General features: G+C 53.7%; 25 protein-coding genes and 1 pseudogene. 9 read left to right on the top strand and 17 right to left on the bottom strand.

What is annotated here, in order from left to right:
- Positions 1-87: 87 nt before the first annotated feature.
- From msbA to HMPREF2954_RS10550, 3 genes are all read right to left on the bottom strand, one after another.
- A complete protein-coding gene (msbA, locus tag HMPREF2954_RS10560) occupies positions 88-1,941 on the bottom strand; it encodes a lipid A export permease/ATP-binding protein MsbA (protein ID WP_045074261.1) in 1,854 nt (617 codons plus the stop codon).
- A gap of 303 nt (positions 1,942-2,244) precedes the next feature.
- Entirely contained in the window at positions 2,245-3,171 is a 927-nt protein-coding gene (gene fabD / locus HMPREF2954_RS10555) for an ACP S-malonyltransferase (RefSeq protein WP_045074264.1), read from the bottom strand.
- A gap of 19 nt (positions 3,172-3,190) precedes the next feature.
- Positions 3,191-4,480, bottom strand: a complete 1,290-nt coding sequence (locus tag HMPREF2954_RS10550; RefSeq protein WP_045074266.1) for a DUF1294 domain-containing protein — start codon at positions 4,478-4,480, stop codon at positions 3,191-3,193.
- A gap of 422 nt (positions 4,481-4,902) precedes the next feature.
- Here HMPREF2954_RS10550 and HMPREF2954_RS10545 point away from each other — a divergent pair, with 422 nt between their 5' ends.
- Both HMPREF2954_RS10545 and HMPREF2954_RS13125 read left to right on the top strand, forming a co-directional pair.
- Positions 4,903-5,733: a factor H binding protein domain-containing protein gene (locus HMPREF2954_RS10545; protein ID WP_045074269.1), complete on the top strand. Its 831-nt coding sequence runs from the start codon at positions 4,903-4,905 to the stop codon at positions 5,731-5,733.
- 394 nt (positions 5,734-6,127) lie between these two features.
- Positions 6,128-6,238 (top strand): annotated as a pseudogene (locus HMPREF2954_RS13125) (IS5/IS1182 family transposase); the annotation flags it as partial.
- A 22-nt stretch (positions 6,239-6,260) separates the two neighbouring features.
- Here the strand turns inward: HMPREF2954_RS13125 and HMPREF2954_RS10535 are convergent.
- Both HMPREF2954_RS10535 and HMPREF2954_RS10530 read right to left on the bottom strand, forming a co-directional pair.
- Entirely contained in the window at positions 6,261-7,223 is a 963-nt protein-coding gene (locus HMPREF2954_RS10535; protein WP_045074272.1) for a beta-ketoacyl-ACP synthase III, read from the bottom strand.
- 199 nt (positions 7,224-7,422) lie between these two features.
- Positions 7,423-8,148: a 16S rRNA (uracil(1498)-N(3))-methyltransferase gene (locus HMPREF2954_RS10530; protein WP_045074274.1), complete on the bottom strand. Its 726-nt coding sequence runs from the start codon at positions 8,146-8,148 to the stop codon at positions 7,423-7,425.
- 76 nt (positions 8,149-8,224) lie between these two features.
- On the opposite strand from HMPREF2954_RS10530, the gene HMPREF2954_RS10525 reads away from it, so the two are divergent.
- Positions 8,225-9,019 carry an inositol monophosphatase family protein gene (locus HMPREF2954_RS10525; protein WP_036492236.1) on the top strand — a complete coding sequence of 265 codons (795 nt, stop codon included), beginning with the start codon at positions 8,225-8,227 and terminating at the stop codon, positions 9,017-9,019.
- A 196-nt stretch (positions 9,020-9,215) separates the two neighbouring features.
- On the opposite strand, the gene purH is transcribed toward HMPREF2954_RS10525, so the two are convergent.
- A complete protein-coding gene (gene purH, locus HMPREF2954_RS10520) occupies positions 9,216-10,796 on the bottom strand; it encodes a bifunctional phosphoribosylaminoimidazolecarboxamide formyltransferase/IMP cyclohydrolase (RefSeq protein ID WP_045074277.1) in 1,581 nt (526 codons plus the stop codon).
- A gap of 323 nt (positions 10,797-11,119) precedes the next feature.
- On the opposite strand from purH, the gene HMPREF2954_RS10515 reads away from it, so the two are divergent.
- From HMPREF2954_RS10515 to HMPREF2954_RS10505, 3 genes are read left to right on the top strand one after another with little or no spacing between them, the layout of a single operon-like run.
- On the top strand, positions 11,120-11,785 hold the full coding sequence (locus HMPREF2954_RS10515; protein WP_045074279.1) for a CsgG/HfaB family protein: 666 nt from the start codon (positions 11,120-11,122) through the stop codon (positions 11,783-11,785).
- A 13-nt stretch (positions 11,786-11,798) separates the two neighbouring features.
- On the top strand, positions 11,799-12,158 hold the full coding sequence (locus HMPREF2954_RS10510) for a DUF4810 domain-containing protein (protein ID WP_039406100.1): 360 nt from the start codon (positions 11,799-11,801) through the stop codon (positions 12,156-12,158).
- A gap of 5 nt (positions 12,159-12,163) precedes the next feature.
- Positions 12,164-12,826 carry a DUF799 domain-containing protein gene (locus tag HMPREF2954_RS10505; protein ID WP_372338598.1) on the top strand — a complete coding sequence of 221 codons (663 nt, stop codon included), beginning with the start codon at positions 12,164-12,166 and terminating at the stop codon, positions 12,824-12,826.
- Positions 12,827-13,105: 279 nt separating this feature from the next.
- Here HMPREF2954_RS10505 and HMPREF2954_RS10500 read toward each other — a convergent pair whose 3' ends face one another.
- The 11 genes from HMPREF2954_RS10500 to HMPREF2954_RS10450 form a co-directional block, all read right to left on the bottom strand.
- Entirely contained in the window at positions 13,106-14,332 is a 1,227-nt protein-coding gene (locus HMPREF2954_RS10500) for a chloride channel protein (RefSeq protein WP_070689123.1), read from the bottom strand.
- Positions 14,333-14,386: 54 nt separating this feature from the next.
- On the bottom strand, positions 14,387-15,208 hold the full coding sequence (locus HMPREF2954_RS10495) for a hypothetical protein (protein ID WP_045072419.1): 822 nt from the start codon (positions 15,206-15,208) through the stop codon (positions 14,387-14,389).
- Between the two features lie 100 nt (positions 15,209-15,308).
- Positions 15,309-16,172 (bottom strand): DMT family transporter, encoded by an 864-nt coding sequence (locus HMPREF2954_RS10490; RefSeq protein WP_003761865.1) that lies wholly within the window; start codon positions 16,170-16,172, stop codon positions 15,309-15,311.
- A 46-nt stretch (positions 16,173-16,218) separates the two neighbouring features.
- Complete coding sequence (locus HMPREF2954_RS10485; protein WP_045072420.1) at positions 16,219-16,992, bottom strand: glutamine amidotransferase-related protein; 774 nt, start codon at positions 16,990-16,992, stop codon at positions 16,219-16,221.
- A 31-nt stretch (positions 16,993-17,023) separates the two neighbouring features.
- The gene (locus HMPREF2954_RS10480; protein WP_003761869.1) at positions 17,024-17,263 is read right to left on the bottom strand and encodes a Fis family transcriptional regulator; all 240 of its coding nucleotides are present in this window, start codon (positions 17,261-17,263) and stop codon (positions 17,024-17,026) included.
- A 179-nt stretch (positions 17,264-17,442) separates the two neighbouring features.
- Positions 17,443-18,066, bottom strand: coding sequence for a LysE family translocator (locus HMPREF2954_RS10475; protein WP_045072422.1), 624 nt, complete (start codon positions 18,064-18,066; stop codon positions 17,443-17,445).
- 113 nt (positions 18,067-18,179) lie between these two features.
- Positions 18,180-18,551 carry a hypothetical protein gene (locus tag HMPREF2954_RS10470; protein ID WP_003776673.1) on the bottom strand — a complete coding sequence of 124 codons (372 nt, stop codon included), beginning with the start codon at positions 18,549-18,551 and terminating at the stop codon, positions 18,180-18,182.
- A 38-nt stretch (positions 18,552-18,589) separates the two neighbouring features.
- Positions 18,590-19,594, bottom strand: a complete 1,005-nt coding sequence (gene dusB, locus HMPREF2954_RS10465) for a tRNA dihydrouridine synthase DusB (protein ID WP_045072425.1) — start codon at positions 19,592-19,594, stop codon at positions 18,590-18,592.
- Between the two features lie 158 nt (positions 19,595-19,752).
- The gene (locus HMPREF2954_RS10460) at positions 19,753-20,403 is read right to left on the bottom strand and encodes a site-2 protease family protein (RefSeq protein ID WP_003741178.1); all 651 of its coding nucleotides are present in this window, start codon (positions 20,401-20,403) and stop codon (positions 19,753-19,755) included.
- 194 nt (positions 20,404-20,597) lie between these two features.
- Positions 20,598-21,599, bottom strand: a complete 1,002-nt coding sequence (holA, locus tag HMPREF2954_RS10455) for a DNA polymerase III subunit delta (protein WP_070689122.1) — start codon at positions 21,597-21,599, stop codon at positions 20,598-20,600.
- A complete protein-coding gene (locus HMPREF2954_RS10450; RefSeq protein WP_003767304.1) occupies positions 21,599-22,078 on the bottom strand; it encodes an LPS-assembly lipoprotein LptE in 480 nt (159 codons plus the stop codon). The genes holA and HMPREF2954_RS10450 overlap by 1 nt, the downstream gene beginning before the upstream one ends.
- Positions 22,079-22,235: 157 nt before the next feature.
- On the opposite strand from HMPREF2954_RS10450, the gene pip reads away from it, so the two are divergent.
- The 3 genes from pip (at position 22,236) to HMPREF2954_RS10435 (ending at position 24,476) form a co-directional block, all read left to right on the top strand.
- On the top strand, positions 22,236-23,171 hold the full coding sequence (gene pip, locus HMPREF2954_RS10445; protein WP_045072429.1) for a prolyl aminopeptidase: 936 nt from the start codon (positions 22,236-22,238) through the stop codon (positions 23,169-23,171).
- Positions 23,172-23,434: 263 nt separating this feature from the next.
- Complete coding sequence (locus HMPREF2954_RS10440; protein WP_045072431.1) at positions 23,435-23,854, top strand: hypothetical protein; 420 nt, start codon at positions 23,435-23,437, stop codon at positions 23,852-23,854.
- Positions 23,855-23,951: 97 nt separating this feature from the next.
- Positions 23,952-24,476 carry an RDD family protein gene (locus HMPREF2954_RS10435; protein WP_070689130.1) on the top strand — a complete coding sequence of 175 codons (525 nt, stop codon included), beginning with the start codon at positions 23,952-23,954 and terminating at the stop codon, positions 24,474-24,476.
- Positions 24,477-24,514: the final 38 nt, after the last annotated feature.

Here is a 24,514-nt window from a genome sequence, read left to right as displayed (position 1 = left end):
AATATATCTCACATAAAAGCAGAAGACACTTAAAGTAAGTTTTGCTTTAAGGTCATCTGAAAACGAGTAAAGTGGGTTCCGTTAAGATTAATTCACTGCCTGCTTCGGCATATTGCGCAGCATGGCATAGTAGCCGTTTTGCGCCATCAATTCATCGTGGGAACCTTGCTCAACGATATGACCGTCGTCCATGACAATAATGCGGTCGGCTTGCTCGACAGTGGTCAGGCGGTGGGCGACGATGATGCTGGTGCGGTTTTCCATCAGGCGTTCGAGGGCTTGTTGGACGAGGCGTTCGGATTCGTTGTCCAGCGCGCTGGTGGCTTCGTCCAAAAGTAAGATAGGGGCATCTTTCAGAATGGCGCGGGCAATGGCGACACGTTGACGCTGACCGCCGGAGAGTTGGTTGCCGTTTGCACCTATCTGTTGGTTCAAACCATGCGGCGAGCTTTCAACCAAATCTTGCAAATTCGCGGCTTTGAGGGCTGCCAATACTTCTTCTTCAGTGGCATCGGGACGGCTGTAACGGACGTTTTCCCAAAGCGTGCCTTCAAACAAAAAGACATCTTGCGAAACAAGGGCGAACTGGGAGCGCAGGTTGTCGAGTTTGATGTCTTCGATATTCACATCATCCAAATAAACCGCGCCCGAGCTCGGTTCGACAAAACGCGGAAGCAGGTTGACGGCAGTAGATTTACCGCTGCCTGAGCGGCCGACCAGGGCTACGCGTTCGCCTTTGCGGATATCGAGATTAAAGCTGTCCAAGGCTTTTTTACCGTCTGTGTGGTAGCGGACATCGACGTTATCAAATTTCAGACGACCTTCGACATTGGTCAGGATTTTTGTACCGTTATCTTTTTCAGGCTCGGTATCGAGGAATTGGCAAACGGCATCAGAAGCAATAAACATAGTCTGCATGGGGATGCTGATGTTCGCCAAGTTTTTGATCGGGCTGAGCATTTGCAACATGGCAACGATAAATGCCATAAATTCGCCGATGGTGGTATGCCCCTGCTGACTCTGCCAAAGGGCAATAAAGATAACGACGGCCAAAGCAAACGAAGCAATCAGTTCGCTGAACGGGGAACGTGCCGCAGTCGCTTGAGTGATTTTTTTACCGAGACGGACGATGGTGTCGTTGACAGCGGTGAAGCGTTCGGCAGCCTGACGTTGGCCGCCGAAGAGTTTGACCACGCGGTGTCCTTGATGGACTTCGTTGACGACATTATTCATGGTACCGATACTGAGTTGCGCTCCCGCAATAATGTCTTTCAGACGATTACGGTAATAGCGGGACAACAAAGACAGCAGCGGGAACATCAGGGCGACGACCAAGCTGAGCTGCCAATTCAAATAAAGCAGGACGCAGACCAAACCGATGACAATCATGGTGTCGCGGGTCAGCACGATAAATACATTGCTGGCGTTGCTGATGGATTGTTCCGCCATTTGCACCATGTTCATTAAAACTGTGCCGGACGGGGTTTCCTGATGGAATTTGGAAGAAAGTTGCAGCATCTTGGCAAACATATCGCGGCGCAGATGGCTGATTGCCATAACGGAAACCCAAGTCAAGAGATAGGTACTGACATAGCGGCTGATGCCTCGGATGATGACTAAAAAGATAAAAAATACCGGCACGACCCAGACTTTATTGGGCGTACCCCAAATCAGGTAGGTAAATTGGTCTTTCCAATTTTGCAGCGTGGCGACGATGCCGCCTGCTGTATTGAGTTCGGGCGGCGCGGAAGGCGGGGCGAAGCCTTGGTTGACCAAGGGTGCAATGAAGGCGGCGAGGTAGCTTTCGGTGGCGGCAACGCCGAAGATAGCAATTAAAGCAAAGATGATGCGGACTTTATAAGGACGGATGTAAGCCATCAAGCGCATGAAGCTGCGCGAATCTTCTTGGGTAAACAGGCCGAAGGTCAGTTTTTCTATCATTGGCTCGGTGTTCCGGATTAATGCAGATTGAATATTTTATTAATCTGTCGGATTGGTAAAGCCTATGATTATATCGCAATGAAGTTACCGATGCGACGAAATTGCTGTTTTTAAATGAATAACAATTTTTATTTCTGTAAAGTTTTTTCAGACGACCTTAAATGTTCAAAATAAATTGATAGTGGATTGGAATAAGAAACACCCTCCTGCTGCCAGTCCCTTCCCTATCCAAACACAACCGACAGGCATTAAAAAACGACCTTTCATTAAGAAAGGTCGTCTGAAACACAAAAAGCGGCAAGTTTAATGCGCTTCGATAAAGGCAGCGACTTGTTCAGAATTGGTCAAAGCGCTGCACACGGCTTCTTTGTTGATGCGTTTTGCCAAACCTGCCAACACTTTGCCCGGTCCGCATTCGGCGGATTCGGCAATGCCTTCTGCAACGAGTGCGTTGACGGTTTCCGTCCAGCGTACAGGGCTGTAAAGCTGGCGGACGAGTGCGTCTTTGATTTTCTCTGCATCGTCGTAAGCGGCAACATCGGCATTATGGATGACGCGGATTTTCGGTTGTTTGATTTCAACAGTTTTGAGCGCTTCGGCAAGTTTTTCCGCAGCAGGCTTCATCAGGCTGCAATGCGAAGGAACGGATACAGGCAGCGGCAGCGCACGTTTGGCTCCCGCTTCTTTGGCTGCATTCATGGCGCGCTCGACGGCGGCGGCATTACCCGCGATCACGACTTGTCCGGGCGAATTGAAGTTGACGGCTTCGACCACTTCGCCTTGCGCGGCTTCTGCACAAATGGCTTTAACCTGCTCATCTTCCAAGCCGAGGATCGCCGCCATCGCACCTACGCCTTGCGGTACGGCAGACTGCATCAGTTCGGCGCGCAGGCGGACGAGTTTGACTGCATCCGCAAAATCCAATGCACCGGCAGCAACAAGTGCGGTGTATTCGCCGAGGCTGTGGCCGGCAACGACGGCAGGCGTTTTGCCGCCCGCTTCAAGATAAGCACGGTAAACGGCAACACCGGCAGCCAGCATAATGGGCTGCGTATTCACGGTCTGCCCGATGAGGTCGGCGTCCGTACCGTTAATCATCGCCCACAAATCTTGACCCAATACGGCGGAAGCTTCGTCGAAGGTGTTTTTTACGACCGATTGTCCTGCGAAACCGTCCATCATATTGAGGCTTTGCGAACCCTGACCGGGGAAGAAAAATGCAAAAGACATGATATTCCTTTGTTTCAGTTTAGTTTTTCAGAAAATTCGTCAGAGGATTATCGGCGTAATGTATCAGCAGGGCATAGGTAATGGCAACATTTATTGCCACTGTCAGCCAGAAAATCTGAACAAAAGGAACTTTCTTGGTTTTGTGGCGGAACGCGGCGCGCGCAACCAATGCACCGGGCCAGCCGCCCAGCAGGCTGAATGCGTGCAGTTTGTTTTCTGGGATACGGTTTTGGTATTCGTTTTTACGTCTGATTTTGCGCGCGGACTCCATCGCCGTCTGCTTGTCCTGTTGATAGAGGATGAAGGCGGCGATACTGATAAGGACGTAAATGAAAAACAGTTTATTGGAAAGTACGGCGACAACGGTCAGGAAAACGACGGCGATGACGCTGTTGATCAGGAGTGCCTGCATATCGATATTGAGCCTGTTGTAGTCGGGTGGCAATTCGTCAAACAGGAATGCTTCGTCGCCCAGCCGGACAACCTTGACGGCTTGTTGGCGGTTGCCTTCTATCGGGCGGTTGCAGTAGAAACTGACGCGCTGCCCTGTTTGCGGACGGCAGGTATTGTAATGGTACGCGCTGATGTGGAAGAAAATATTTTGGGATTCGTCACCGAAACGGATAAAACCGTAGCCTTTGGCATCATCCCATGTAGTAATCGTACCGCTCATGACCTGATTGGGCGGCAACAGATTCTTTTGGGCGGATTTCGGAGCGGGATAACGGGTTTCGGCAACCAACGGCTGCTCGATTTTGACTTCAACTTTAGGACCGTGTTCCGGACGGAAAAAGTGTACGGTTTGACCTTGCGCTTTTTGGGCGGACGCAGCGTGTATCGATTCAGGCTCGGGTTCGGACTCAGGCGTACTGCGGATAACGGCATTGACCAACAGCCATTGTCCGTTGGGATGACGGCGGAGCGTGCCTTCAAGACGGTCGCCCGCCCGAGGCGTACGGGTTTGGTCGGCAAGAAACTGTCCCAGCACAAAGACCGGCTGCCCTTCGTTTGAAACATCCATTCCATAACCACCATTCTTCGACCAATCCCAGTCGGTCAGTGTAATGACCGCGCTGTCATTGTTTTTATAACCTGGATTGACGCGCTCGACATCCCTTGCGACGGCGCGGTTGTTTTCCGTTTCTATTTGAAAGCTGACACGGTGTCCGGTTTCAGGTTCTTGATAATCGGGGTGGAGGGATTGGCGGTTGGCAAAGATGCGTTGCGAAGATTCGTCGCAAATAATGGAGCCGCGGCTCATTTCCCCGAACCAATGGGCGATTGTCCCGTAATGTTTATTATGGTTCATTTTATTTTTATATTAAGGAAAAAATGTATTGGATAATCAGTTTTCCAATTATACCGATTTATCATAATTTATGCAGAATTTAACCATAATGAATAAAAGATCGTCTGAAACGGTGTCGGTTTGAAGCAACTGCACGTTTTCAGACGACCTTTTTTGCGTGAAAAGAACTAGGAAGTATCTACAAGCATTGAATTGGACATTTGAAAAATAAATTGACGCATACAAAAAGCTTTTCCCCTTCCCTGCTTCAATGTAATTAAATGAAAAACTCCCCTCTTAACCCCCTATCAAAAAACTGACCAAAATCCAAAATAACTTCTTGAAAAATTATAAAAAACATAAGAGAATGGACATCTTCGCACCCGAAGAAAATCTTTACATTATCCTTTACATTGTCCATAAACGAGCTTAGGGAAAATATCATGACATACCTATCACGCGCCTTCTCTTTGTCTATCCTCGCAGTCGCACTTGCCGCCTGTGGCAGCAGCGGTGGAGACTCTCCCTCAACCCAAGCAGCAAATAACGCCAAGCCGCAAACGCCTGCAACCACACCGGCCGCAGATCAATCAGGTGGCAGCAGCGGCGATTCACCTACAACCCAAGCAGCAGACAACACCAAACCGCAAACGCCTGCAACCCAACCGCCAACAGACCAGACAGCAGGCAACGCTCCCAAAGAGCCGAAGCTGACGTTGGCAACCATGCCGGATGGAAGTGCCAAGCGGATTTACGAACTGCCTTACTCGACAGTTACAGGCATTACGCAAACGAAGCTGAAAGCTAACGGCTACACTGGAGAGGTTACAGATATCCAAATCAGCGGCACCCCGACACTTGAGTCAGCCTTGCCTAAAATGGGCAAGGTGGTTTATCACGGCGATGCTTTTAACGAACGAACCGAACCTGTAGAAGGTACTATTGGCTACGGCACAAGTCCCGGTTCTTTGGAATACACCATAGATTTCGACGAACGTACCGGCCATGGAAAAATTTCCTCGCTTCAATTAGATTTTGGAGACATCATGTTGAGACAGGGCAAGCTCGAAAAAATCAATCTGGACGGACAGGAAGTCATGGGTGTACGAAGCAATGTCGATGTTGCCAGGTCGGGCAATCCTGATAATCCGGAATATGCTCCGGCAGGTAATTACGAACTGGGCGTCTTTGGTCCGAATGCCGACTCGATTGCAGGAAAACTCAAAAATTCGGCCTTCGATATCGGTTTCGGCGGTACACGGGACGGTAAATAAATACTCTGTACGAAGCAGGAAAATCATACGGCAAATTCCATCTGTGTCTGATCGAACAGCGCATTTTTTGGACTTTCATAAGGTCTGAATGATGAAAGGTCGTCTGAAAACCAAAGCAACAGGTTTTCAGACGACCTTTCATATTTTAAGTTTTAAGCGGATATAGGGCTGATCATCTTCTTTTGATATGACACTTGCCGTCTGCCTTCCCGCACAGGCAGGAATTCATCGGCAAGCTCAAGAAATCTTTGTTTGGAAAGAAATTGCTGCAATTCAAAAATGGATTCCCGCCTGCGCGGGAATAACGACATGGATAACCCCTGCTTGAATTCACTATACGGACACGCATCCATCAAAAAGGTCGTCTGAAACCGCACCGGCGCAGTTTCAGACGACCTTTTATAGTGGATTAAATTTAAATCAGGACAAGACGACGAAACCGCAGACAGTACAGATAGTACGGCAAGGCGAGGCAACGCCGTACTGGTTTAAATTTAATCCACTATAAGTTTGAAACAAACAAAAAATCAGTATTTCACCAACACCGCGCCCCACGCGAAGCCGCCGCCTATGCCTTCGAGCAGTAGGTTTTGTCCGCGCTTGATTTGACCATTTTGGATGCCGACATCGAGCGCGAGCGGGATGGAAGCGGCGGATGTGTTGCCGTGTTCCTGTACGGTCAGGATGACTTTTTCCATATCCAGACCCAAGTGTTTGGCGGTGGAGTCAATGATGCGTTTATTGGCTTGGTGCGGGACGAGCCAGTCGATTTGATCGGGGGTATAACCTGCTTCGCTGATGACTTCGTCGGCAATTTTTGCGAGCATTTTGACTGCGAATTTGAACACACCCGGCCCATCCATCGTAATGTAGGGCGAGCCGCAAACTTGTCCGTTGGCGATTTGACCGGGTACGTTGAGCAGGTCGAGGTAGTTGCCGTCGGCTTTGAGTTTGCTGTGGATGATGCCCGCTTCGTCGGACGTGCCCAACACTACTGCGCCTGCGCCGTCACCGAACAAAACGCAGGTTGTGCGGTCGTTCCAATCCACGATGCGGCTGAACGTTTCCGCGCCGATGACCAAAGCCTTTTTCGCCATACCGCTTTTGATGTAGGCATTGGCGGTGGACAAGGCGTACATAAAGCCCGCGCAGACCGCTTGTACGTCAAATGCGGGACAGCCGTTTTCTATACCGAGCTTTTGTTGAACGATGGTCGCGGTGGATGGGAACTGCATATCGGGGGTGGCGGTCGCCACGATAATCAAATCGATTTCATCGGCAGCGACACCGGCAGCAACCAGCGCGCGGCGCGATGCTTCGGCGGCGAGGTCGCTGGTTTTTTCGCCTTCGTCTGCAATATGGCGGAACTTGATGCCGGTACGGGTGGTAATCCACTCGTCGGACGTATCGACTTTTTTCGCCAAATCGTCGTTGCTGACGCGGTTGGCGGGAAGATAACTGCCGGTACCTAAAATTTTGGCGTATTGCATGTGAAGGCCTTTGAGCGTTGATTCGGATAATCGGCTATTGTAAGCGAAAACGGATGAATTGCCCAACGCCGCGAAGACGCAAAACAGGTAAAGCAGGCAATGGCTTGAAAAACAAATATAAACCCATGATTTCAATAAAACTGACTTTTCAAACTATCTAGGGATTTACGTTTCCTATCCCGTTTTCAGACGACCTCGGTTACACAAAATCCCCCCAAAGCGTCTGCATCGCCGCAATCGCCGCCAGCGAAGCGGTTTCCGTCCGCAACACCCGCTTGCCCAGCGTTACCGACTGGAATCCCGCCTCAAACGCCATTCTCTCCTCCTCGTCCGTCCAGCCGCCTTCCGGCCCCACCATAAAAATCAGGTCGTCTGAAAACGGCTTGACAGCACGCAAACTTTGGGCGCGGTTCAAACTCATCAACAGCTTGGTTGTTTCAGACGACATCTGTTTCAAAGCCTCGCGGTAAGGTAGCAGCGGGCGCACCTCCGGCACGATATTCCTGCCGCTTTGTTCGCAGGCAGACACCACAATTTCCTGCCAACGCGCCACCCGTTTGTCCGCCCGCTCGCCGCTCAGGCGCACGACGCAGCGTTCGCTGATCACCGGCTGAATCGCGACTACGCCCAGTTCCACGCTTTTCTGCAAAGTAAAATCCATACGTTCGCCGCTCGATACCGACTGCACCAGCGTGATTTTCAGCGGCGACTCGTTGTCCTTCTCCTCCTCGCGCAACACTTCCGCACAGGCGCGGCGTTTCTCCAAAACATCCAAGCGCGCGGGATACGCCTTGCCATTGCCGTTAAACAAAACGACCTCCTCCCCGCAGCGCACGCGCAAAACATTTAAATGACGCACAACATTATCAGGCAGTTCAACGACTTGCCCCGCATATAAAGCATCAGGCAGATAAAATCTGGACATGGTTCTTCAAGTGAAAACGGATATAATAACGCGATTATACGATTTCGCACCCCAACCGCAAAAACAAGGACAAAAAGTGTTACACCGATTGCAAAAAGTCGTCCGGCACATCGCGCAAACCGAAGTCATGCCGCGCTTCCTGAATACCCCGTCGCACCGCAAAGAAGACGGCTCCATGCTCAGCGAAGCCGACCTTGCCGCCCAAACCGCCTTCGCCGCCGCCCTGCCCTTGTTGATCGACAGCCCCATGCTCGGCGAAGAAATGAGCGTACAAGAACAAACCACCCTTTGGAAACTGCACGCGCATACCGACGGGCTGTGGGTCGTCGACCCCATAGACGGCACCAACAACTTCGTCAACGGACTGCCCCATTTCGCCGTTTCCGTCGCCTTCGTCAAAAACGGCCGCGCCGAACTCGGTATCATCTATAACCCCGTCAGCGGCGAATGCTTCTACGCCGAACGTGGCAAAGGCGCATACCTCAACGGCACACCACTGCCCCTGCGCACTGTCGACAAAAAACTCAGCGAAGCCATCGCAGGCGTCGAAATCAAATACCTGCGCTCCGGCAAACTCACCAGCCGCATGAGCACGCTCGCCCCATTCGGCACCATCCGCAGCATGGGCAGCAGCACACTCGACTGGTGCTACCTCGCCAGCGGACGCTACGACGTTTACGTCCACGGCGGACAAAAACTGTGGGACTACGCCGCCGGCGCGCTGATTTTTGAAGAAGCAGGCGGCAACCTGTCCACTTTGGAAGGCGACGACTTCTGGAGCGGCGAACACGTCTTCAAACGCTCCGTCATCGCCGCCCTGCAACCCGCCCTGTTCGAGCGTTGGGAAAAATGGATACGGGAGAACCAATAAACAGGACAACCCGTCTATCCGTCCATTCGGCAAACTAAACTCAAGAGTACCCTTCCCGTCATCCCCGCTTTACATCTTAATGACGGCAATCGGGATACCCTTTTGCTCATCTTGTATATTCGTTTCCTATCTCGCCATGCAAAAAGGTCGTCTGAAAACGGTTTTTCAGACGACCTTTGCTTCAATCAAACTTGAATCAATGCCTGAAATGGCGAACACCCGTTACCACCATCGCAATGCCGTGTTCGTCCGCTGCGTCGAAAACTTCCTGATCGCGCATCGAGCCTGCGGGGTGGATGATGGCTTTGATGCCCTGTTCGGCGATGACGTCCACGCCGTCGCGGAAGGGGAAGAATGCGTCGGAGGCGGCACACGCGCCGTTTAAGTCTAGGCCTGCGTCCTGCGCTTTGCGGGCGGCGATACGGGTGCTGTCCACGCGGCTCATTTGGCCTGCGCCGATGCCGTAGGTTTGACCGCCTTTGCCGAATACGATGGCGTTGGATTTGACGTATTTGGCGACGTTCCAGACGAACAGCAAATCGTTCCATTCCTGCTCGGTCGGTTGGCGTTTGGAGACGACTTTCAAATCGGCGCGGTTGAGGCGGTGGATGTCGGGCGTTTGTACCAGCAGCCCGCCGCCGACGCGTTTGAGTTCGAATCGGTTCGCACCTGCTTCTAGAGGCACTTCCAATACGCGCACGTTTTTCTTGGCGGCGGCGATTTCGAGGGCTTCGGCGGTAAATTTCGGCGCCATCAAGACTTCCATAAATTGGTTGTCGGTAATCTGTTTGACGGTTTCGCCGTCCACTTCGCGGTTGAAGGCGATGATGCCGCCGAACGCGCTAGTGGTGTCGGTGGCGTAGGCGAGTTTGTAGGCGGTCAATGTATCGGCTGCAACGGCGACGCCGCACGGATTGGCGTGTTTCACAATCACGCAGGCGGGCGCATCGAAGGATTTGACGGCTTCCCATGCGGCATCGGCATCGGCGATGTTGTTGTACGACAATTCTTTGCCTTGCAGTTGTTTGTAGGCGGCGAGGCTGCCTGCGGCGGGGTACACATCGCGGTAGAACGCAGCGCGCTGGTGCGGGTTTTCGCCGTAGCGCATGTCTTGCACTTTAATCCAGCTTTGGTTGAACTGGCTGGGGAATTCGCCGATTTCGGGCGTGCCGCTCAAGACGTCGTCTGAAAGCGAGGTTAAGTAGTTGGAAATCATGCCGTCGTATTGGGCGGTGTGGCTGAACGCCTTGCGCGACAGATTGAAGCGGGTTTTGTCGCTCAACGCGCCGCCATTGGCTTCCATTTCGGCGGCGATGGCGGGGAAGTCGGCGGTGTCGGTAACGATGGCGACGTGTTTCCAGTTTTTCGCGGCGGAGCGCACCATGGTCGGGCCGCCGATGTCGATGTTTTCAATCGCGTCTTCCAGCGTGCAGTTTGGTTTGGCGATGGTGGCGGCGAAAGGGTAGAGGTTGACGCACACGAGGTCGATGTTGCCGATGCCGTGCTCTTCCATCTTGGCGACGTGTTCGCCCAAATCGCGCCGCCCCAAAATACCGCCGTGGATTTTCGGATGCAGCGTTTTCACGCGGCCGTCGAGCATTTCGGGGAAACCGGTATAGTCGGCGACTTCAATCACGGGAACGCCCGCATCGGCAAGCAGCTTCGCCGTGCCGCCGGTAGAGAGGATTTCGACACCGAGTTTGTGCAGGGTTTGGGCAAATTCGACTGCGCCGTTTTTGTCGGACAGGCTGATCAGGGCGCGTTTGATGGAAGGCATGGGGATTCCTTTTAAACAGAGATTTATAACTGGAAACAAACACTTTCAGGGGCGGTATTATCCCCTAGTTTCGGCTTTTTAGCAGCAGTTTTCTGGAAAAATTGTTGACAATTTTTCGATAAAAAAGGTCGTCTGAAAACCGTGTTCATAAGTTTTCAGACGACTTTCGCATATCCAACTACTTAACATTTTTAAATAGTTTCAAAATTTCATACAGTTAAATCTTGCATACATTAACAAACAGCCATAGAATGCAAAATCGGTCGGATTGCATAATCTACCCTACAAAGTCCAAATTCCGAGTTACCCAGGAGTAATCAAATATGTACAGAAAATTCCTCTGCATTTTCGCAACCGCGGCCTTGGCAGCCGGCTGTGCGACCGAGTCTTCCAAAACCATCGAAGCCGTCAAAGTCAGCAGCTACAATACCCCTTATCACGGTGCGCGCGCGCCTATTTCCATCGGTAGCTTCGACAACCGCTCCACTTACCAGCGCGGCGTATTTTCCGACGGTGAAGACCGTTTGGGCAGTCAGGCGAAAACCATTTTACTGACCCACCTGCAACAGACTAACCGTTTCAACGTACTCAGCCGTACACAATTGAGCGCGCTGAAGCAGGAAGCGGGCATCGGCGGCAAAACACAAGCCCTTAAAGGTGCGGATTACGTGATTACCGGCGATGTAACCGAGTTTGGCCGCAAGGATGTCGGCGACCATCAGCTTTTCGGGATTTTAGGACGCGGCAAATCCCAAGTCGCCTATGCCAAAGTAGCGTTGAACGTCGTGGATGTACGCACTTCCGAAGTGGTTTATTCAGCGCAGGGCGCAGGGGAATTTTCATTGTCCAACCGCGAAGTCGTCGGCTTTGGCGGCACTGCGGGCTACGATGCGACGCTGAACGGCAAAGTATTGGACCTGGCCATCCGCGAAGCAGTCAATAATTTGGTTGCCGGCATCGAAAGCGGTGCTTGGACGCCTGCCCGCTGAAAGGTCGTCTGAAATGGACAAACTCATCAAAACAGGCTGCCTGGGCGCATTCTGCCTGCTGCTTGCCGCATGCGGCAACCCTCAGCAGACCCTTTATTATTGGGGAAACAACAATGCCGATGTTTACGAACGCCTCAAAAGCGACGGCAAACCCCTAGGCGAACAAATCGACGCAATGGAAAAATATTTCCAGAAAACCCGGAGCGAAAATAAAAAAGAAGCACCCGGCACACACGCCCATTTGGGAATGCTGTTGAGCGAAGCGGGGCAGGATCAGTCGGCAGCGGAACACTTCGAAACCGAAAAACGCCTGTTCCCCGAATCTTCCGCCTTCATGGACTTCCTGTTGAAAAATAAAGGAGCCCGAAAATGAGCAGCCTGAAAACCGCCCTTTTTGCCTCTGCAACCGCTATCATACTGTCAGCCTGTTCCGCTACCGCGCCGCAGCCTTTCGACTATTCCGCATTCAGGGAAAGCAAACCCCGCTCCATTTTGGTATTGCCCCCCTTAAACGAATCGCCGGAAGTCAAGGCAAGTGCGGGGATGCTCGCCTCTTCCACGCAACCGTTGGCAGAATCAGGCTATTACGTGTTCCCGGTTGCCGCAGTGGCCGAAACCTTCAAGCAAAACGGTCTGGACAATGCGCACGACATCCATCAAGTCAGCCTTGAAAAACTCAATCGGATTTTCGGCGCGGATGCCGTACTCTATATAAAAATCAACCAATACGGCACCAGCTACCAACTCATCCAAAGCGATACCCGGGTTACGGCGGAAGCCAAACTGGTTGACGCGAAAACCGGAAAAGAGTTGTGGCACGGTTCTGCAACGGCTTCCAGCACCGAGAACAACAATACTGCCGGACAAGGCCTGCTCGGCGCAATGTTGAGCGCAATCGTCCAACAGATTGCAAGCTCCGTCGGTGACAAAGGATTCGATATTGCCCAAGTTGCAGGCACGCGCCTGCTTTCGGCGTCCGCGACGAACGGCATCATGTACGGCCCTTATTCGCCCCACTATGAAGCCCAGCCGGGTAAATAATCCCCAAAGCAAAGGTCGTCTGAAAACAAGTTTTCAGACGACCTTTTTTTCTGCTGCGACATTCTCAATTCCGATCCCGCCATCGTTTACAGCCGATTCACCTTGCTCTCGATATGGCACCCCGCCAGCTACCGCCATTTATAGTGGATTAACTTTAAACCAGTACGGCGTTGCCTCGCCTTGCCGTACTATCTGTACTGTCTGCGGCTTCGTCGCCTTGTCCTGATTTAAAGTTAATCCACTATATCCTTTTTAAACAACTACTTTTCCCCGCCCTGCTTATTCAAACCCCATTTTCCTTGCCGTTGCCACTGCGCCCGCCATCGTGATGCACAAAGGCATCAGCAGAGCGGCGGGGGCGTAGGTGAGTTCGAGGATGAAGACTATGGCGGTTAGGGGCATTTTGAGGGAAACGCCGAGAAAAGCCGCCGCGCCGATGACGGCGGCACTTTCAGACGACATGGCGGGGAAGAAGGTGTTCCACGCGGCTGCGGCGGCGAAGACGATGGTGCTGCCGAGCATCATGGACGGGGTAATCAGCCCGCCGTATGCGCCTGCGGCGAGTGCGAGCAGGACGACGAACCATTTGACGGCGGTCATTTCCAAGCTGTACCGCCAGTCGGTCATGCCGCCGAACGTAAGCTGGTTGCCCGCCTTGCCGTTGCCCAGTATTTCGGGAAACCAAACGGAAACGATGCCGATAAAGGCAAACAAGGCAATCGCCAAAGGAATGATTTTCGGGTCGTTGCGCTTGAGGAGGGGAAATTTTTTGGCACTGCGCTGAAACCATACCGCCGTTGCGCCCAAAACGGGGCCGATGGCGGCGGCAAACCACAGCAGCGGGATGTTCACATCGAGATGGGCGGGATGGTATTGCTGCACATCGCCCAAGCCGATGCGGGCGACGGCGGTGGCAGTGGCGGAAGTCAGCAATGCGGCGGCCACTGCCTGCTGCGTCCAAATGCCCAACATGGCTTCGAGGATGAAAAGTGTGGAGGCGAGCGGGACGTTATAGACCGCCGCCAAACCCGCACCCGATGCACAGGCGAGCAGCAGGCGCATTTCATCTTCGTCCAAACCCAAACGCCTGCCGCCGACGGATGCAAACGCGGCGGTCATTTCACGCGGGGCGACTTCGCGTCCGAGCGGGGAACCGAGTCCGACGGTGATGATTTGCAGCAGCGCATGGGAAACGGTGGTCAAAAACGGCAGCCCCTGCAAGGGCTGCTTCAAGGCTGCCTTGATTTCGATTTGCGGTCTGCCGAAACGTTTGAGCGACCACCAGCCGAACCCTACCGCGACGCCGCACAAAATCAATACGAGGATGCGGCGTTCAGACGACGTTTGAACCACGCCCTCCCGAAAGGAAACATGCCCGCCGCCCGTGCCGTAACCGTAAGCCGTGTGCTGGATAAAGTGCATAAGCTCCGTCAAAGCAATGCCGACCATGCCGCCGACGATGCCGGTGAGGATGAGGGCTATCCAAAGTTTGTGCGTATGTTTCATGGGGATTTTGTTTTTGAGACAGGGTTCGGCGGTTCGTTAAAAAATCAAACGGCCTCAATATTTAATATTGAGCGGATAGCTTTTCGGCGCAACGTGTGTCTTGCCGTTGTAAGGAATCGCATATTTCTGATTTTTATAACGTTTTTTGCCATCCACCCCCTGCACCGTTGCGCTTAATGCCCAAACGCCTGAGACTGAAGGACGGCTTTTGTCCAAGGTAATTTTCGCATCGATGCTGGCATAGCTGTTTTCACAATCGCGTTTTTCCCGCCCTTTGTATTCATCACAATTGCCATAATGTGCGCCATTATCTCTACCGTTGCTAATGAAGCTGTTACGGACACGGTTGCTGTTATCAGTAAACAGGAAATTTTCTCCGGTCGTCGTTTCGCCCTGACCCGTATAGCCTGATTCGACAGTGTAGCCCCAGTTTTGCTCACCCATTTGGACAAACCGCCAATCCTTATTCTCCGGCACATCCCCCCATGCGCCGATTTCATCGCTTCCATGTTGTTTGATTGCCCACTTTCCGTCTGTTTTTTCCAAAACAAACAATTCCGCCAGACCCGAAGAAGCATGCGCGTCCCGTTTGACTTTGAGCTTCATATCGTAGGCAAAACCCGTGTACAACACATAGCGCGTGGCTTTACCGTTGCGCGTTACGCTATGGTCGGCAACGGGTTTCATACAATACATAATATTGTCAGATGCTGTCTCACTGTCTTTCGGCGGCTCAGTAAGCTGACAGTTGTGCGCCGCAAGCGGTCGGTTGTAATACTGGGCAATAGCTGCTTGGACGGCAGCTTTGTCGTTATTGGGCGCAGCCGATGCCAAAACGGGGCTAGCGGCAAGCAACAGGGCAATCATATATTTCATCGAAAATCTCCTGATATTTTTAAAACCACATTAAAACAAGATACTCGCGTACCTTCTCAGGTCGTCTGAAAACCTGATTTAGACGTTTTCAGACGACCCCTTACGCATTCTTTCCTCTGTTCGACAGCCATCCTGCGACAAACGTCGCGGCGATGACGATGAACACGCCCAAAGCGGACACGGCGGACAAATGTTCGCCCAGAATCCATACCGCCATGATGACGCCGACGACGGGTTCGAGCGAAATCAAGAGGCCGGAGACATTGGCAGGAACTTTGTTCATGCCCTTGTTCCATAAGAGATAGGCAAGCCAACTGCATCCCACCCCCAAATACAAAACCGACAGCACGCCGCCCCACGACCAGTGGACTTCATAGCTCTGAGCCAACACCAGCGAAAACGGCAGGCACAACACCGCCGCCGCCGCCATGGAAGCAGAAGTAAATGCGGGCGCACCGATGCGGGCAATCATCTGCTGGCTCGGCCGTATCACGCCGGCGAAACCGAATCCCGCAAGCAGAATCAGCAAACAGCCGAACCAATCGACCGCGCCGCCCTCTTCCGCACCGCCCAGCACCATCATCCCGATGCCGGCAAACGCCGCCGCCCCGCAAATCCAGTGGTAAATCTTGGCTTTATCGTTAAAAACGAAATGACCGACAAACACTACTAACAAGGGTTCCAGCCCGACCATGGTAATCGCGCTGGCGGCGGACGTGTATTTCAAGCCGATAAACTGAAGCAGCAACACCACGACGTAGTTGATAAAGGCGATACACAACAAAGGCTTCCACTCGCGGCGCGGAATCTTGCCGAAATGGCGGTAACAGGAAGGCAGCACCATCAACGCGGCAATCAACAGCCGCGCCTCGACCATCAGCGCGGCATCAAGCATCTCGTAAGTATATTTGGCGGCGATAAACGAGCTGCCCCAAATCAATAAGGAGAGTATTTGGTAAATCATGGCTCAAGTCGTCGGATAAAAGGATGCACTGATGAAAGGCGGGACATCACGCCCCACCCTGCCCCGATTCGGTCAACGAATCCAAAAAGGCAAAGAGTTTCGCGTTCATCTGCGTAAAATCGAAACGCTCGATTTCATCAGGATGCTGCACATAAGCCTGCGTCCTGCTTTGCGCCGCCAAGTTTTCGCGCCCGTCGGCGGCAATCAAGAGGCCGACGGCGGCGCGGTCAAATTCCAAATGCGCCTGAAACGCATAATGCTTGGGTGAGAAGCGGACAATCTGGCGCGGACAACCTTTGCTCGCCGCCAATACTGCCGCCCCATCCGTCAGTCCGGGCATATCCCCGTGCCAATGCCCCGCAAGGAAAGACGCGCCCAACAAGGCGGTATGCGGGTCGTTCAAACCTTCCTGCGTCAACTCGACCGGATACACGCCGATTTCGCGGTGCGGGCTACGCCCGTGCCGTGCGCCGTAGGCGACGGATAAAAGCTGCGCGCCCAAGCACACGCCGACAATGTACTTGTCCGCCGCCACCGCCTGACGCATCAGGCGCAGCTCGGCTTCAGGGTCGTAATACGGAAAAGCCTGCCTGTCTTCATCGGGCGACTGCGGCCCGCCCATGACAATCAGAAAATCGATACCGTCCGCGTTTTCGGGCAACGCTTCCGACTCATAAACCTTAGTCAACGCCGTACGATGCCCGCGCGACCGCGCCCAATCCCAATACGCGCCCGGCACTTCAAAATCCTCGTGCAGGATGAAATGGACGTTCAACGTTTTCCCCCGCGTACCGCCGTCATGGCGAAGTTCCTGCTTCATCAGTTTTCTCCCTTTGCAACAAGACCGATATTTACAGCAAACCGTGCTGCAACAGTTTCTTACGCAGCGTATTGCGGTTCAACCCCAAAATCACCGCCGCTTTGGACTGATTGCCGCCGCATTGTTCCATCACGCACGCAAGCATCGGCTTTTCCACTTGGTGCAACACCATATCGTACACGCCGCAAGGCTCCGTACCGTTCAAGTCTTTGAAATATTGTTGCAAATTCTGTTCAACGCATTGCGCAATATCGGGGATGGGTTGTTTCATAACATATCCTCCTTCGTTGTTTTTAAAGATGACAGGTCGTCTGAAACGGGGTTCAGACGACGTTTGTTGAGTTTGAATTAAATAGATTGTTTTTTATTTCGATAAAACTGTGTTTTCAGACGACCTGATATTGCCGCCATTTCCGGATAAGAATCATCCTGTTGGCCCGACGACCCAAGCTACCCGCTGATAACCTTAATCCCCAGCAAAGCCAACGCCCCGCCGCAAAATCGGTCTATCCAATGACCGAAACGCTGAAAACGTTTGCTCACGGCAGGGGCGGACAACATCAGCGCGACAAGGCCGAGCCAAACGAACAGCATCAGCGCCATCCATACGCCGTAAACCCCCATCTGCCACATCGGCGTATCCGGCGACAATACGACGGTAAACAGCGACAGCATATACACGACCGCCTTCGGGTTCAGCACATTGCACAACACCCCGCGCCATATCGTTTTCCGTGTCGGTTCGTCCGCCATATGGTCCTTACGGATTTCGACCGTCCCGCCCGCAGCTTTCGCGCGCAAACCTTTATAGCCGATATACAGCAGATACAGTCCGCCGCCAATTTTGACCGCAGTTAGAAGCGGGGCGGACTGAGCCACCAGCGTGACCAAGCCGAGTACGGAATAAATAATGTGGATACCGAATCCCAACGCAATGCCCAGCGCGGTCAACATTCCGGCAGCCCGCCCCCGGCTCAACGCCTGCTGCGAAACGAGTACAAAATCAGGGCCGGGCGACATGCACGCCAAAAAATGCACGCCGGTAATAATCCAAAAGCCATGCCAAAAAGTCATACTGAAGCCTTTTGTATTAAAGGAGGTTGGCTGTAGAAAGGCACATCAGCCTTTAAGAATGAATGAAGATTAACCATCAAGCCTTCACCATGCCGGATTACAGTCCACACAACCTACTCCCCCAAGCAGGTAATCTTGCCAACCTTTTCTCCGTCCGGTTCGATTTCTGCTACATGATCTCCATATTTATCATCCCAAAAGAAACGCCCGTTTTTCTCATACCAAGGTTCGCCCAGTACATACCAAGCCTTGTCCAAACTGTCACCGGGACGGATGGTTTCGCATGTCGCTCTACTCTTAAACGCACTCAACATACACGCATCATGTTGACGGCAATCGGGATTCATGCACCTGCCCTTGTCGTCATTCCAATTGCGATCCATTAATTTACAGGCTATCAAATTATAGTCATAAGCATAAAACCCGTATCCTGTCATCAACAGCGCAGCAATACCTAAGCTTTGTAAACGCGGCGTTAATTTCATATTTACTTCCCAAAAATAAAAAGGTCGTCTGAAACGCCCTACCCTTCACGATAATCACACACCCAGCGGTCGGTTTTCTCCGAAAGCGCCTCAAGATAGGCGGCAAGGGTATCGTATTGTGCCGCTACGCTGTCCAAGCGGTTGATGTCCCGGCGTGTCTGCTCTCCGTCGGGCATTTCGTCGATGTACCAGCCTATGTGTTTGCGGGCAATGCGTACGCCGGCGACTTCGCCATAAAACGCGTGCATGGCGCGGATGTGGTTCAAAATGGTCGCGTTACATTCTGCCAAGCTCAAGGCAGGCGGCAAAACGCCGTGTTCGGCGTAATATTTCAAATCGCGAAAGAGCCACGGCCTGCCTTGTGCGCCGCGCCCTATCATGATGCCGTCGGCGGCGGTTTGTTTGAGGACGGCGGCGGCTTTTTGCGGCGAAGTGATGTCGCCGTTGACCCAGACGGGGATGTTCAGACGACCTTTGGTCTCGGCAATCAGATCATAAGCCGCTTCGCCCTTATACATTTGCGTGCGTGTGCGTCCGTGGACGGCAAGGGCGGCGATGCCGCAATCTTCGGCGATGCGGGCGATGGCAGGTAGGTTCTTGTGGTCGTCGTGCCAGCCCAAACGGGTTTTGAGGGTAACGGGAACGTCCACCGCGCGGACGACGGCTTCGAGAATGGCGGCAACCAGCGGCTCGTTTTGCATCAGCGCGCTGCCGGCTTGAACATTGCAGACTTTTTTGGCGGGACAGCCCATGTTGATGTCGATAACCTGCGCCCCGAGGCTGACGTTGTAACGCGCGGCATCCGCCATCTGCTGCGGATCGCTGCCGGCAATCTGGACGGCAACGATACCGCCTTCATCGGCAAAATCGCTGCGGCGCAGGGTCTTTTTGGTATTTCTAAGCGTCGGGTCGCTGGTCAGCATTTCGCACACTGCCCAACCCGCGCCAAAATCTCGGCAAAGTCGGCGGAACGGTTTGTCCGTGATGCCCGCCATCGGGGCGAGTGCAATGGGATTGTCGATAATGTAGCCGCCGATGCGCATGGTCAAACCGCCGTATGGAAAGGGCTGCCATTGTACAATTTTTAAGCAGGGTTTCCAATGAGATTTACTTTGGAAACAGGTAAAACAAAGGGCGCAATCATGCGCCCTGCGGGTGTGTTTAAGGTTTCAGACAACCTCTTTACTGTCTTGCAGACGATTCAGATTAACAAGGTCATAAAGAGGTACACAGCCGTCTGTATCAGTGCAACGATAGGCAGGATGATTTTTGCCAACAGCCCTGTGAACATCAATATTAGGACAATCCACATTCCGTAAGGTTCGATTTTGCGAAACTGCATGGACTGTTTGGCAGACAGGAACGTATCGATAAAGATGCCGCCGTCCCAAGGCAGGATGGGAATCAGGCTGAAAGCAACCCAAATCGCGTTCACGATAACGCCGTATTGCGCCATTCGGACCAACGGTTCCTGATAGGATTCGGGCGCGTAAACGGCAAAGGCGGCAACAAAGCCCCAAAAGAACGCCAAAATCAGATTGGCAATCGGACCGGAAATGGAAACCCAACGCCAAGCGCGGCGCGGATCGCGGAAATTGCGCGGGTCGATGGGCATCGGGCGCGCCCAACCGAAAACGAACGGGGTCAGCAGCAGGCTGATTATGGGGACGACGATCGTACCTACCGGATCGATATGCGGCAGGGGGTTGAGCGTCAGCCGCCCGTATTGTTGGGCGGTACTGTCGCCCCAACGGAGGGCGGTATAACCACGCGCGACTTCGCGTATGGTCAGGGCAAGGAGGACGGGCGGAATCGCGAGCAGGACAGTGCCCAAGTCAAAGTTTTGAAACATGGTTTTCCTTTGAAAGGTCGTCTGAAAACGAGGGTGTATGTGCGGATGGCCGATTTATCGGAAACAGGAAGATTTCTGCCTCATTCAATATGTTCTTTTTTGTCGGGTTTTCAACCCCTCCCCGGTCTTCATCATGCCGGGCAGGCTCTAATAACAGGATGTGCTCGCCGCAAGCAACCCGGATATATACACCTTCACACCGCCAACCCCGTCACCAACTGCTTGAACTCCGTCCACGCGTCGCCGTCTTCCGCGCCTTTGATGATGCGGTCGATTTTGGCGCAGGTTTTGAGCGCTTCGATCAGGCGGACGGCGGGAATGCGTTTGACGGCAATCGGCGCGAGGGTTTGTTTGTCGCCCCACAGGCGCAGGCTGTTGCGGACGGATTGTACGCTCTGTCCTTGTTTAAGCGCGGCGGTCAGGCGGATGAGGGTGCGGATGTCTTCGGCAACCGCCCACAGCAGCAAGACAGGTTCTTCGCCTTCTGCTTCGAGTCCGTCCAGAAGGCGGGCGACGCGCAGGGCATCGCCTTTCATCCATGCGCCGGAGAGCTGGAATACGTCGAAACGGGCGACGTTGGCGACGGCGGCTTCGGCATCGGCGATGTTGACGGTATGGTTTTGCGGGTGCAGCAGGGCGAGTTTGTCGATTTCTTGGCGGGCGGCGAGCAGGTTGCCTTCGACGCGTTCGGCAAACAGGGCAAGCGCGTCGGGTTCGATGTCGAGTCCGACCTTTTTCAGACGACCCTTTATCCACTGCGGCAGGGCTTGCGCGCTAATGGCTTTGGCTTCGAGTACGGTGCCTTTGGCGGCGAGCGCGGTGAACCATTTTGCCTGCGTTTGGGCTTTTTCGAGCTTGGGCAGCAGAATCAGGGTAACGGTGTCTTCGGGCAGGCGTTCGGCGAAGGTTTGCAGCGCGTCGCCACCGGTTTTGCCGGGCTTGCCGTTCGGAATGTGGATTTCCAAAAGTTTCAAGTCGGCAAAAAGCCCCGCGCTGCCTGCGCTTTGCAGGAGTTCGTCCCAGTCGGCGCCGTTGTCCGCCGTAAAGACTTCGCGGTTGAGGTAGCCTTGTTTTTTGGCGGCGGCGCGCAGGGTGTCGAGGGCTTCGATGCGCAACAGGTCTTCTTCGCCGTGAATGATGTACAGCGGCGAAAGCGGCATATCCGCGCTGACCTGTTCGATATTCATGACCGCCATCAATACGCTTTCAAGAACGTCAGGCGGCGGACGATTTGGTCGGCGGCGTCGGCGCGCATTTCCGCCCAAATGGTTTCGCTTTCTTCCTGTTTGCCCAACACTTCGCTGTCGTTGTAGTCCATCGTGCGATTGACGAGGACGGTAATCGGTTCGCCCACTGGCTCGCCGTTGCGCATGGCTTGGGCTTCGACGCGCAGCGTCAGCAGGTATTCGTTGACCAGCGCGGCGCGGGTGATGGTGTAGATGTCCTGACGGGTTTCGATGCCCTTGATGTTCAACGTCATTTGCGCTTCGGCGGCGGAAACGGGTTTGCCGTCGACGCGGCGCAGGGCGTTTTCCAAAGCCTTCTGCATCACGGAGGCGTTTTGGATGTGCCAAGCGGGATACGGCAGCGTGCGTGCGGTGCCGCCCATGCCTTTGAGATGGAAGCCGCAGGCGGACAGAAGCAGCACGGCGGCGGTCATCAGGATTTTGTTCATTTCATTCTTTCGGTTGCGCGGGTATCGGGGAATTATAGCGGATAGTCGGGCGGTCGGGAAACGCGGCGGCGCAAGGGGATTTCAGACGACCCCTTGCCGTTTGTCGTTTGCCTGCCCGATGGGTACAATCCCAACGTCAGACAACAGGAGAAACACCATGTACCCCATCCGCGAACCCATCCGCAGCGGCCTGCTGCAAGTATCGGACATCCATCAAATCTATTGGGAAGAATCCGGCAATCCCGACGGACTGCCCGTCATCTTCCTGCACGGTGGCCCGGGCGCGGGCGCATCGCCTGCCTGCCGCGGCTTTTTCAATCCCGACGTGTTCCGCATCGTCATCATCGACCAGCGCGGCTGCGGCCACTCGCTGCCTTACGCCTGCACCGACGACAACACGACTTGGGATTTGGTTGCCGACATCGAAAAAGTCCGCGAAATGCTGGGCATTCAAAAATGGCTGGTGTTCGGCGGCTCATGGGGCAGCACCTTGTCGCTGGCGTATGCCGAAACCCATCCCGAACGCGTTGCCGGACTCGTCTTGCGCGGGATATTCCTGTGCCGCCCGTCCGAAATGGCGTGGCTGGACGAAGCAGGTGGCGTCAGCCAGATTTATCCCGCGCAATGGCAGAAATTCCTCGCGCCCGTCGCCGAAGAAAAACGCGGCAGCCTGATTGCGGCGTATCACGAAATGCTGTTCGGCGAAGATGAAACAGGTCGTCTGAAAGCCGCCAAAGCCTGGGCAGACTGGGAAAGCTACCTGATCCGCTTCGAACCGCAAGACGTCGATGAAGACGCGTACCAATCGCTCGCCATCGCCCGTTTGGAAAACCATTATTTCGTCAACGAAGGCTGGCTGAAAGGCGACAAAGCGATTTTGGCGAACACGGACAAAATCCGACATATCCCGACCATCATCGTACAAGGACGCTACGACTTATGCACCCCCATGCAAAGCGCGTGGGAACTGTCGCAGGCGCTCCCCGAAGCCGAACTGCGCGTGATTCAGGCGGGACACTCGTCGTTTGATCCGCCATTGGCGGCGGCGTTGGTGGAAGCGGTGGAAGATATGAGGGAACGCGCTGCGTGGTGATAATAAGGAATTGAAATCATAAAAGCACAACTTGCCGTTATTTCTGTCTGGATGGAAATAACGGCAAACAAACAATCCCGTTTTCTTTAACTTTGCGGCAGGAAACTCCACCTGCTGCCACCTTCCCACCACATTCCGAAAATACTGTAAAATAGCGTTAATTACGAGATTCAAGGTCGTCTGAAAACCGACGCGGCAGGTTCTCCGAAACCAGCCTCCGTTTTTCAGACGACCTCCCACCCTTGATAAGGAACTACAACTTCATGGACAACCAAACCAAACTCCGCATCGGCGGCCTGCTCGTGCTGACCACCGCCGTTTTAAGCCTGCTCATCGTCTTAATCGTCGATTCATGGCCGCTCGCCATCCTGATTGCCGTCATCATCGTCGCCGCAGCCGCCGGCGGCTTTGTCTGGACTTCGCGCCGCCAACAGCGCCAGTTCATCGAGCGCCTGAAAAAATTCGACATCGACCCCGAAAAAGGCCGCATCAACGAAGCCAACCTGCGCCGTATGTACCACAGCGGCGGTCAGCACCAAAAAGACGCGGTAACGTTGGTCTGCCTGTCGCAAAAATGCTCGGTTGACGAAGCGCACGCCATGTTCAAAAAACGCCCGACCCGTCAGGAAATGAACCAGATGGCAGCCCAGCAGGCGCGCGGACAAAAACGCCCCCACCGCTGATTCCTCCCACACAAAGGTCGTCTGAAAACGGATGCGGCGGTTTCGCCCGAACCAAGTATTCCGTTTTTCAGACGACCTTTTTACCGAGCAGACCGCCATGACCGCCCTTCCCCCCGCCCCCGTCAAACGCCGCCTTGCCGCCCTGATGTACGAATTGCTGCTGACCGGCGCCGTGACCGCCATCGCCGCCCTCCTTGCCGGCATCGCCGCGATTTTCCTCAACCCCGTCTCCCAGCTCCTTTCCAGCTTGGTTACCTGCGTTATCTTTGTAGGAAGCTGGTGGCTCTACTTCAAAACCAACTGGACGAAAACCGGCCGCACCCTCGCCATGCAGACGTGGAAAATCGGGCTGCACGGCAGAAACGGTACGCTGCCGCCATTGTCGCAACTGCGCATCCGCTTTATTTGGTCGTGTATCTTCGTCGTCTTCATCCCCCTGCTCGCCTACGCCGGCCTGCGCCACCTGCTCGCCATCCCGCCCATACCTGCCTTTGGTGCCGCCCTTATCTGGCTCATCCTGCCGTGGGGCTTTGCCCTGCTGAACCCCGACCGGCAGTTTTTATACGATTTCTTGGCGGGAACGCGATTGGTCGATTTAAAACAGGAAACATCCGAAAGCTGATTGTTTCGCTGTTGTTCAGCCACATAAAAAGGTCGTCT

Source organism: Neisseria sp. HMSC067H09, assembly GCF_001814135.1.
Lineage (GTDB): Bacteria > Pseudomonadota > Gammaproteobacteria > Burkholderiales > Neisseriaceae > Neisseria.
Note: the sequence above shows the minus strand (reverse complement) of the source record. Positions and strands in the feature narration are given on the sequence as shown.